This window comes from Kribbella sp. NPDC023855, assembly GCF_040639475.1.
In the GTDB taxonomy this organism is placed as follows: domain Bacteria; phylum Actinomycetota; class Actinomycetes; order Propionibacteriales; family Kribbellaceae; genus Kribbella.
Map to the genome: position 1 here is coordinate 253,899 of NZ_JBFAAA010000011.1, position 9,282 is coordinate 263,180.

A 9,282-nucleotide genomic window follows, 5' to 3' on the forward strand; every position below is an offset into this window, starting at 1 on the left:
AGTGGCCCGAACAGCACCGCCGCGTATGCTCGATCACCCAGAGGCGCGGGGGACGCCATAGTGCAACCACGAGCGGCCCGGGGGGCTGTTGAATGAAAGACTCCGACGCGGAGATGTGGGACTACCCCGAACATACAGAGGCGAAGCACGCTATCTTCGCGAACTACCTCGACGCATGGTTCCCCATCCTGGCGACGGGGCACGGGCGCGTACTGGTACTGGACGGGTTCGCCGGCCGCGGGGTCTACAACGACGGCTCGCCCGGTTCACCGATCATCGCGCTGAGCCGGCTGCTTGGCCACTCAGCCTGGCCAAGGATGGCCCACCGCGAGTTCGTGTTCCTCTTTATCGAGCACGACGCTGACAATGCGAAGAGCCTGACTGAGGCCATCGACGCCTTCAAGGCTGACTGGTCGGCCGCGCACAGTCAGGCTTGGCCCGCCAACGTTAAGGTGCACGTGCGGAAGGGCACCTTCGAGGATCACGCCCGGGAACTATGCGCGGCCCTGGAAGAACAAAAGAAGCGACTCGCGCCGACGTTCGCGTTCATCGACCCGTTCGGCTGGACCGGTCTGCCGATGAGCCTGGTCGCCGAACTGCTCAACCACCCCAGCTGCGAGGTCTTCATCAACTTCATGGTGGGCTTCGTCAACCGATTCATTACCCACCCACACCAGGGCGACAACATGAACGAGTTGTTCGGCCTGGACGTGGACGAGGTACTAGCCGCTTTCGACGGCAGCGACCGAGTGCAGCACCTCCGCGACGTCTACATCAGTCAGCTCGTCGAGGTCGCAGGCTTCCCGTACGTCCGCTGGTTCGCCATGAGAAATCACACCGGCAACGTTGGCTACTACCTGCTTCACGGCACGCGGGAGCCGCTCGGCGTCGAGAAGATGAAAGACGCCATGTGGAAGACCGCACCGTCAGGCGACTACGCGTTCTCGGACCGCCTAGCGGGCGAAAACGTCCTGTTCACCGATGAGCCGGATCTCCGGCCACTCCGTGACGCCCTCTTGGCCAAGTACGCCGGTGCCGGGCCTGTCATGGTCAACCCCTCGATTCAGGAGTGGGTCATCCTGCACACGCCGTACCGCAAGCCGCACCTCACACAGGTGCTGCGCGACCTGGAGAAGGAAGGAGCAATCCAGGTGACTCGCCCGAAAGGGCCGAGGCAGCAATTCGCTGCCGGGGTGACCGTGGTCGTAAGCAAGCCTTAGGCCTGGGCCTGCATTGGCATCTCATCCCAGATTCGGCCATCGAGTTCCCGGCCGCGGGCCTTCGGTGTGCGGCCACCCCACTGCTTGAAGAAGAACGGTACTGCCACGGCCAGACATTGGTCGCGAATGTCCTCAACCCACGCGGGGTCCATCGGCCGTGCGCGAGGACCGGACTCGCCCCCAGCGATGACCCAGTCGATCCCGGCCAGGTCCAGGTTTGGCAGCGCCGTCAACAGCGGCTCACAGGACAGAAACTTGGTTCGCGCAGGGATACGGCGCAGGTGGTCGACACGGCCGACCACATCGTCCGACTCGACCGATACGCCCACCCAGAGGTTGTCCGGCCAATCAATCCGGTCGGCGAGGCGCTCCATCCGGTGCGCTCTCTTGGTAAGAACCTGATAGGTGTGCTGCGGCGTATCGCGGATGACGTCCATGATGTCGCGAATGAACCCGATAGGCACTCGGGCATGGAACAGGTCGCTCATCGAGTTGACGAAAACGAGCTTGGAACCGCGCCAGCGGTAAGGTTGCGCGAGGGCGCTCCGATGCACCGTCACACCAAAACCTGGGCCAGAGGTTCGCGGGTCGCCGTCGTTCTGGTACTTCTCGGCGCCCATCGCCTTGAGTCGCTTGGCAAGAGCGAGCGCATAACAGTTATCACAACCGGCCGCGACACGATCACATCCCGTGACCGGATTCCATGTGGTCTCGGTCCATTCGATTCCGGTGGCTGCCATTGCACTCCCTACCAAGGATCGAACATGTGTTCGATATCATGCCTGATGTCAACTCTACTTGGAAGGGCTGGCCGAAACCGGCATTGCTCTGATCGACGCGTCTCTGTCCGTTCTCCCGCAGATGATCGGCTTCAAACTGACCAAGCGACTCACGGCACCGGCCGGCGAATCTTCCGGACGCCCATCCACCATCGCTTCGAGCACATCGGCTGGGGACGAGGTCACCGTAGTGATCCGCTTCTGGATCGTCGCCGACATCTCGTCGCCACCGGCCTCGGCATCTTCTACGCCTCCTGGCTGACCTGAGCCCACTCACGCCAAGACCCGCCACGAAGGCCGGAATGAAGAAACCCCGGGCTGAGGAACAAGCCTCTGACCTGAGGGTTCTGGTGGAGCCGCCTATCGGAATCGAACCGATGACCTTCTCATTACGAGTGCAGCGACCGGCGTCCATCGCGTCACCTGATCGACCGCCGCCCGCGTGGGTTCGTTCGGCCCAGGCCACAGACGTCTACCGCCGTATGCGCTCGTGTTAGCAGCGGGTTATCGGCTGCCCCCGAAGCTCGCAGGGGGTTCACTGGGTCCGCCAGGCATGGAAGGATGCCCAGAAATGTCTGAGGCGGGAAGTACCGTGAAAGTAGACATGACGATGGGAAGAGGGGACCCACACATGAACGTCACCGATCGAGACCTGTCCAGCTCTGAGCGCGCAATGCTCGATCACGCGATGGCAGTCATCGAGAGGCTGCCTCGCGAGGCGCTCCTTAGGGTCGTCCGCCACCTGCTGCGATCAGGTCTGTACTTCCGCCGCACTAAAGACGTCGAGGCGCTGCTGGCTGCTGTTCGGAGCGTGTTCGTGGTCGCCCGTCAAGGCGACGATGAGCGCTACCAGAAGCACCTGCACGAAATAAAGTCTGAGCACGATTTCACGGGTCCGGTCGATCCTGAGGACGCACTCGCGGCGCTTCGACGGTAGGACACAAGCATGGCGCGCCTTAGCGCGGGGTCGCTAGACCGCATCATGAACTGGCTCAGCGAGTCACCCGACGCGGTGGACGGTGATAACCAGTTCTTCATCGAACTGGTTGAGCGCATCGCGTCAGAAACGTGGCGCAGTGGCCGTTGGTACATGAGTTTCGACCCAATCAACGAGCTGTGGGATTGCCAGCCGCGCGATGGCTTACATGTTCTGATGATGGAGGAGCCGATCAGCGATCATGAGTGGGTGGTCCGCATCAGGAGCATCTACTTCGATCCGGACCAGCTTCCCACATGGGACGGCGAGTACTACCCGTTCTAGGAGGGCTAACCTCCCGCGCCGAAGGCGCGCCCTTGATCCATAAGAGGTCAATCCGGCAAGAGCAACGGAGAGCCGGGTGCCCTCCAACGTACATGCGCGACACTCGTCGCAATGTGATCTGCGACAGTGCGAAAACACCGGCTCGGTTCACTGATGGACCGAGCCGGACCGGCGCTACGACAAGTCAACCCACGGCATAAACGCAGACTCGACCGTTTCCCCCGTTCCCAGCCGGACTCGTGCCCGGACACCGGTGACGGTCAGTCCGTTCGACTCTGCCATCTTCACCTGCGCCTCGATCGTCTCGATCTTGGTCAGCCACCGGACCGCGTCGCCGTCCAGGAGCCGGTAAGGCAGCTGCGGGTTGGAGGCGCCAAAGTCGTTGCGGCCCATCAGGCCGAACGTCGTGTGGTCAGCTTCGTCGCCGATCACTTCCAGCAGCTCGACACCTTCCACGCTGGCCGGAACAGTACCGGTGTTCCGGATGTTCACCAGCAGGAGCCGGGGCTGCACGACCATGTTCGGGTTCAACTCCAGGACCGACCGCAGCACATCCATGTTCCCCAGCGACACCAGCTCTACCGGGCTCATGAGGAGCCCGGTAGTCAAATCGACCTCGACCTCACGTCTAAGGCCAACCCTCGCCACGACCTGCTCAATGACCTCGTCCAGAATCTCGTCGGTCAGGCCGCTAGAGGCGAGCGCCTCGATCCCGTCCGCCGGTTCGTTGGCCCGCTTCCACTCCTCGAGCATCCCCGGCGGGAAGTCTTCGGGCCGAATCCGATCGACGAGCTTGTGGTGGGGACTGCACAACAGGATCAGGTTCGGGAACGCCGCCCGTTCCTCGTCGGTCATCGACGGGTCGTACCTGGCCGATCCGGGCTTCGCACCCCGGATGTGTGCGATGTCGACAGCGACCACTGGCTCACCCTCGACTGCCTCGATGATCCGACGCGGGCAGTCTGGGAAATAGCACGTGCCGCGCGCGAGCCGGTACAGCGCCTTCTCGACACCTGAGCCGTACGACCGCGGGCCAGGTGGCATACCGGTCACCTCACCTTCAGCATGGCACCCGCGACCTCTGTGGTGGGCCGCGGCCACAACGGTATCGGCGACCCCGGACGCGCCGCCGCGGGGCCCGCCAGCACCCGGCGTCCCCGGGATCTCGTCAGGCTTCTAGTCTGTCGCGATCAGTTGGCAGACATGTGCCGCGAATCAGCTGGCGGATCACACGATGGCGAGCGGGGCGGACGTGACGAAACCCGATCGGCAGCGGTCTCCACCAGCCGCTCCGGCTGCGACGCGCCATCCAGGAACGAGAACGTCGAATGGACGTGCAACTCCGCATAAGGAACAGCGGCCGCGCGGAGCCGGGCCGCCCGATCGATCGACGACTCGCCCTCGGCCGGCACGACGTAGGGGCCGCGATGCTGGCTCCACGCTGGCGAATCGCCACCATCTTTACTGAACTTAGCTTCGTTGAAGAGTCGTTCGCGGTTTGAAGCTCCACCAGACAGCCTCTGCTCTAGCTCTGACCAGGGAATCGGCGGGTTGCTGTACCCCACGCGCCACCTCCGATCACCACGTCAGGTCCTCGCGTGCAACTCTCAACACATACTAGAACATGTGTTCGAAGTCGAGCTTCCGTCGATGCATGCTTGGACGTTATGTCGCAGGACATCGGTGACGGATCTACATCAGGACATCGGTGACACTTTCCGGGGGATCTTGGTGGTGACACTTCGGTGAGTTGTCGGGGTCGGTGGTGTCCTGGCTCGGTCGACTGCGCGGGTGTCGAAGATTGCCGCTGGGCGATTCGTGCATCATGCAATCGGTGCTTCAGGGATGAGGCCACCTCTACCAGCAGTCCGTCATGAGTCCGCAGAAAATAGGCTCCGGGTCGCGGTGGTGGCGGCAGTGCAATTCGTGTGGCGTCTCGGGGCGGCCGCGGTCGACCAGAAAGGTGGGTCGTTGTCGCCCTTGTATGTGGTGAAATAGCCGGGTGGATCGTCCGGTCGCTGATTCCTGGGAACAGATCGTCGAGTGGCTGCGGCTGCATGTGCCAGCCGCAGCTGAGAACCTTCAGCCGCGGGCGCCGTGGGGTCAGATCTCGAGCTTGCGCGCCGGGATGGCGCGGCGGCTGCCCGGCGATCTGGTGGCGTGGCTGAACGTCTGCAACGGCTTCACGCAGCGTGGTGCGTTTGGCTATATATTGCCGGTCTTCCACATTCCCCTACCGGTAGAGGAAATGATGAGGCGCCGTGATCGGGTGCGAGCGGTCCACTCTGCGCGGCCACGCGAAGGTGAGGGCGATCCGGCGGGCACAGCCTCGACGGCTTGGCTTGATGCTTTTCTGCCAATCTCCGATTCTGGTAACGACGTCGAGCTCTTTGTGGATCTTCGAGACGGGGATCTCTTTGGGTCTGTGGGTCAGTTCGATGCCGAGGGCGGAGGCTTCAGCTATCCGCAGTGGGCTAGTACGGCCGGGATGCTCGCCGATGTCGCCGACGCCTTGACGCTCGGCCAGCCGGCGATGGTGGACTACGCGCGAAGGCAGTCGACTGAGTGGTCGCGTGCTGCGCCGTGGGAGCCGTACGTTGATGACGGTCGACTCCGGTGGCGTCCAGTCGTAGGTCCTTAGGTGCAGTCGCTCCGAGCTTGCCAGGAGTCGAGTCGGGATCTGCGGGCCAACGATGCGGGCCGCCATCACCCAGCAAGAACTCAAGCGACTCACCAGCCTCCCCGCTATCCGCGCGGCTTTGCTCCGGGGCGGAACAGCCACCGGGGAGCAAAGTCACGCGGTCAGGTCAACAGGGGTCGTTGACGGGTTTCCAGGCGCTGCTCGCAGCCCAGGTCAGCCCGTAGGCGTCGCTTATCCAGACACGCCACTCGAGGTCGGGGCCAGAGTTGTTGATGGTCATGCTGGCCTTACCTTCGGAGTCGGTGGTGGCGTAGTCGGCATAGATGATTGAGCTGTGGTCCGGCGGCCTGGCCTGGAGCCCGGCGGTGGCTCCGGGATACTTGACGTAGCCATCCCACCTTGCTGCGTAGCGAGTGGCGAACACGTTGAACGTGGTCTTGCAGCCCTCGACAAAACTCCATGAAACGAGCTGGCCGGTCGCCTTGAGGCGGATGTCGGTTTTCGGTGTGTTTTGTGGCACCGTGGCCTCGGTCTGACCTGCCTTGGCGAGCGCTGGGTCTGGCCCGGTAGTCGCACCCGCGGGTAGCCAGGTGCGCAAACCGAGGGCCGTGTCGTCAAAGACGTTCCACTGAACGTCGGGCTTGTTCCATCGGGAGAGATACTGGTGGGCCACCGTGCCGTCTTCTCGCCTCGCATCCCACTGAGCAAAGACGACTCCTGCGGCAGCGCAGTCGGCGCCCACTGTGACTGCCGGTGTTATGGCAGGAGTACTGATGGATATCGTTGCCGGCACGTTGAGTGTGCACGAGGCTGCTGCGGCTTCTTGCCGTGTGGCGTGAACGGCGTCGCCCTGCAGGCCGAGGACGCCCGCGCCGGTGACAACGGCAGCAGTAAGGGGTATCGCGAGTTTCGAAAACGGGCGTGAAATTGGTGCGCGCATAGTGACGCGTCTCCTTTGACGAGAGTTAGATGCGGTCAGGGCGTCACTACGACTCGGAAATAGTCACCATCGAGGTAGCGGTCGTCCGTATACCACTGGCCCCTTTGGCTGCCTTCTAGCGAATTGTGCGTGTCGGTGATCAGGGCTACCGAATAATCGTTCAATCCCGTGGCAGCGCCTTGTTTTGTGGACCGAAATGGGTACTCATCGCAGGATTTCCCCGGTGGACGGGGCTGTTGCAGTTGCGTGTCACAGGTGTGTGTGGCGACATCGCCGTTGGCGTCCCGCTTCACAGGATCCACTTCTCGCTGTACCTCGTGCGGTATCGACTTCTGATCGCCCGCCGCGGGGAGTGGTGTTGTGGAGTTTGGATCGGTCTGGGCCCAGTAGATGTGCTGCGCAACTTCGCCGATAACAGGGTCGCTCTTGCTGAGGCTGTACGCCGCCGAGACGCCCGGGTAGATGCAGGCATTCGTGGTGAAGCCTCCGCGATTTGGTGCTGTTGCGCCATCGCATCGGATCAGCGGCTTGATGGAACCGATGGTGGCGATCTGGCCTGGTGCGAGCGTGCTCGTGTCCTCCACGTTGATCCCGGCGAGAAACGTCGTGATGCGATCGGGGTTGGTGGCTGACGCTGTCGGCAAGTTGACCGTTGTGGTCATCGAAACCGCTCCAGTGCTGAGTGCAGCGATCGTTCCGGTTTGCGCGTTGGGGAGGCTGCAGGAACCGCCGGACATGCCGTCACACCACGGCCGGAACGTTAGGCTTGTGTTTTGTGGCGTCATCTTTATTGGGTTCCTGATGTTGTCGACGTACAGGTTGAACTTGATGCTGCTGTCGGTGCTCGAGCCCCACCCAATGATGGTCAGCCTGAAATCGATCGACGCGTTCTTGACTGGTACGCCGGTGAGCAGGTGGGGCGTGGTTGTGTAAGCCTGCATGTCAATCCAGCCACACCACTGCCAGTGGTTTTGGATCTTCCCGACGTAGTTGGACGCGAAATCCATCCTGCCTTCGGGCTTCGTTCTGCACTGCTCCGGCGTCAAGTACGTGAACCTGTCCGGCACCGCGGCCGGCGCCATGGCAGGCTTCGACTTGGGGCGCGATCCCGGACGGAAGTCCGCGCCGTTGACGGTATAGGTCTGTCCGGTGCTGGACGCATATGTATGCAGCGCTTTCTGGATCTCCGCTCCGGTGGCTCCACGGGGTAGCGGCTTGAAAGGTGGCACCGGTTTTGGCGCCGCGATTGCGGAGGTCGGCGGTGCAGATTGAGACACGGTGCTGCTGGGTGGGCCAGTGTTGCCAGCGAGGGCGGTGCCGACTGAACCGCTGGTAAGCACCAGGGTGGCGGCGATGATCCTACGAAATTTCACCGGTACGTCTCCTGACAGAGGGCGGGCTTGTCTGCCGGTCTATCGCGGTAAGAAGCCACCCTGTTACTGACAGTCTTGTGAACATCTCACAACCAGACGGATGTCCAGACCCGGTCGTCGCGAGTAACCCGCCTCTTCGGGACCCGGCGTACGCTCGCATGGACGGTGTCCACAACAGGGGGCACATCCATGTTGCCGGTATTGGGCTGAGTGGCAGGTTGGTCAGTCCGGCGGTTCTGGGCTGTCGCGCAGGATCGGAAGGCCCAGGTTGGCGATGGTCCCGCGAAGGGTGTTCCGCTGGGTGTTGAGGGTGGTGAGTTTGGCTTGCGCGGCGCGCAGGCTGACTTGGAGCCCTTCGACCTCACCGAGCCAGCCGTTCACTTTGGCTTCGGCGATCCGTTCGGACAGGTTGTGGATGATTTCCATGAGTCGGGGTTTTTGCTGCGGATCGACTCGGAGCATGGGGCATCGGATGCAGGCGTGTTCGTGGTGGCATGGAGTGCCGTAGGGGCGGCTGCAGCTGCCCAGCTCGACCTTGCGAAGTTCGAAGTGTTGCTGGAACGACTGCCATTCCTGCTCGGTGGGTTCGCGGTATTCGGCCGGCGGCCTCGAGGCGCGGCGACGGTCGAGGAAGGTCCGGTAGGTGCGGACCAGTTCGTCGTCGAAGACGGCCAGGTAGGCCTGTGTCGTGGCCAAGTTGCGGTGTCCGAGTAGTCGTGCGGCGATGTGGACGGGCAGGCCACCGGTAACTGCTTCGGTGGCGAACATGCGCCGAAAGTCGTGAGGAGTGAACCGCAACTCGTCTCCCGCGTGGTCCTGCAGGCCGGCACGTCGCAGGGTGTCGTTGAGGAACTTCTGAACCGACGCCTGGCTGATGACTTGCGGGCGCCACCCGTTCTTGCGCTGGAACAGGTGCGGCAGGGGCGGGCCGCTAGCGCGCTCGTGGGTGTCGTAGCGACCGACCAAGGGGATCGCGCCTCCGTTGCGTGTGCGCAGCCGGGTGATGATGCTGGCCAGGACGCTGGCGAGTTCTGGGCTGACCAGCAGGACCCGTTCCTCGTCGGTCTT

10 protein-coding genes are annotated in these 9,282 nt (G+C 62.8%); 5 read left to right on the top strand and 5 right to left on the bottom strand.

The annotated features are described in order from the left end of the window. Positions 1–92 precede the first annotated feature (92 nt). The gene (locus AB0F51_RS31495; RefSeq protein ID WP_360285699.1) at positions 93–1,220 is read left to right on the top strand and encodes a three-Cys-motif partner protein TcmP; all 1,128 of its coding nucleotides are present in this window, start codon (positions 93–95) and stop codon (positions 1,218–1,220) included. Here AB0F51_RS31495 and AB0F51_RS31500 read toward each other — a convergent pair. Then, positions 1,217–1,960 carry a phage Gp37/Gp68 family protein gene (locus AB0F51_RS31500; RefSeq protein WP_360285700.1) on the bottom strand — a complete coding sequence of 248 codons (744 nt, stop codon included), beginning with the start codon at positions 1,958–1,960 and terminating at the stop codon, positions 1,217–1,219. The two genes, AB0F51_RS31495 and AB0F51_RS31500, sit on opposite strands and share 4 nt — an antisense overlap. Positions 1,961–2,018: 58 nt before the next feature. Between AB0F51_RS31500 and AB0F51_RS31505 the strand changes: the two genes are divergently transcribed. The 3 genes from AB0F51_RS31505 to AB0F51_RS31515 all read left to right on the top strand — a co-directional run bounded on the left by AB0F51_RS31505 (position 2,019) and on the right by AB0F51_RS31515 (position 3,260). Then, on the top strand, positions 2,019–2,261 hold the full coding sequence (locus AB0F51_RS31505; RefSeq protein WP_360285701.1) for a hypothetical protein: 243 nt from the start codon (positions 2,019–2,021) through the stop codon (positions 2,259–2,261). Between the two features lie 369 nt (positions 2,262–2,630). Next, entirely contained in the window at positions 2,631–2,936 is a 306-nt protein-coding gene (locus tag AB0F51_RS31510) for a hypothetical protein (protein ID WP_360285703.1), read from the top strand. Positions 2,937–2,945: 9 nt separating this feature from the next. Continuing rightward, entirely contained in the window at positions 2,946–3,260 is a 315-nt protein-coding gene (locus AB0F51_RS31515) for a hypothetical protein (protein ID WP_360285704.1), read from the top strand. A 174-nt stretch (positions 3,261–3,434) separates the two neighbouring features. On the opposite strand, the gene AB0F51_RS31520 is transcribed toward AB0F51_RS31515, so the two are convergent. Further along, positions 3,435–4,304, bottom strand: coding sequence for a hypothetical protein (locus tag AB0F51_RS31520; RefSeq protein ID WP_360285706.1), 870 nt, complete (start codon positions 4,302–4,304; stop codon positions 3,435–3,437). Between the two features lie 958 nt (positions 4,305–5,262). Here AB0F51_RS31520 and AB0F51_RS31525 point away from each other — a divergent pair. Next, complete coding sequence (locus AB0F51_RS31525) at positions 5,263–5,901, top strand: SMI1/KNR4 family protein (RefSeq protein WP_360285707.1); 639 nt, start codon at positions 5,263–5,265, stop codon at positions 5,899–5,901. A gap of 166 nt (positions 5,902–6,067) precedes the next feature. Here the strand turns inward: AB0F51_RS31525 and AB0F51_RS31530 are convergent, their stop codons facing one another. From AB0F51_RS31530 to AB0F51_RS31540, 3 genes are all read right to left on the bottom strand, one after another. Further along, positions 6,068–6,841, bottom strand: a complete 774-nt coding sequence (locus tag AB0F51_RS31530) for a hypothetical protein (protein WP_360285709.1) — start codon at positions 6,839–6,841, stop codon at positions 6,068–6,070. Positions 6,842–6,876: 35 nt separating this feature from the next. Further along, complete coding sequence (locus AB0F51_RS31535; protein ID WP_360285710.1) at positions 6,877–8,214, bottom strand: hypothetical protein; 1,338 nt, start codon at positions 8,212–8,214, stop codon at positions 6,877–6,879. A gap of 222 nt (positions 8,215–8,436) precedes the next feature. Next, the coding region (locus AB0F51_RS31540; protein ID WP_360285711.1) for a tyrosine-type recombinase/integrase at positions 8,437–9,282 on the bottom strand (846 nt) is incomplete at its 5' end.

Coding starts and splice junctions, on each gene's coding strand:
- AB0F51_RS31515 (WP_360285704.1), top strand. CDS start 2,946: ATGGCGCGCCTTAGCGCGGGGTCGCTAGACCGCATCATGAACTGGCTC.
- AB0F51_RS31510 (WP_360285703.1), top strand. CDS start 2,631: ATGAACGTCACCGATCGAGACCTGTCCAGCTCTGAGCGCGCAATGCTC.
- AB0F51_RS31500 (WP_360285700.1), bottom strand. CDS start 1,960: ATGGCAGCCACCGGAATCGAATGGACCGAGACCACATGGAATCCGGTC.
- AB0F51_RS31530 (WP_360285709.1), bottom strand. CDS start 6,841: ATGCGCGCACCAATTTCACGCCCGTTTTCGAAACTCGCGATACCCCTT.
- AB0F51_RS31495 (WP_360285699.1), top strand. CDS start 93: ATGAAAGACTCCGACGCGGAGATGTGGGACTACCCCGAACATACAGAG.
- AB0F51_RS31520 (WP_360285706.1), bottom strand. CDS start 4,304: ATGCCACCTGGCCCGCGGTCGTACGGCTCAGGTGTCGAGAAGGCGCTG.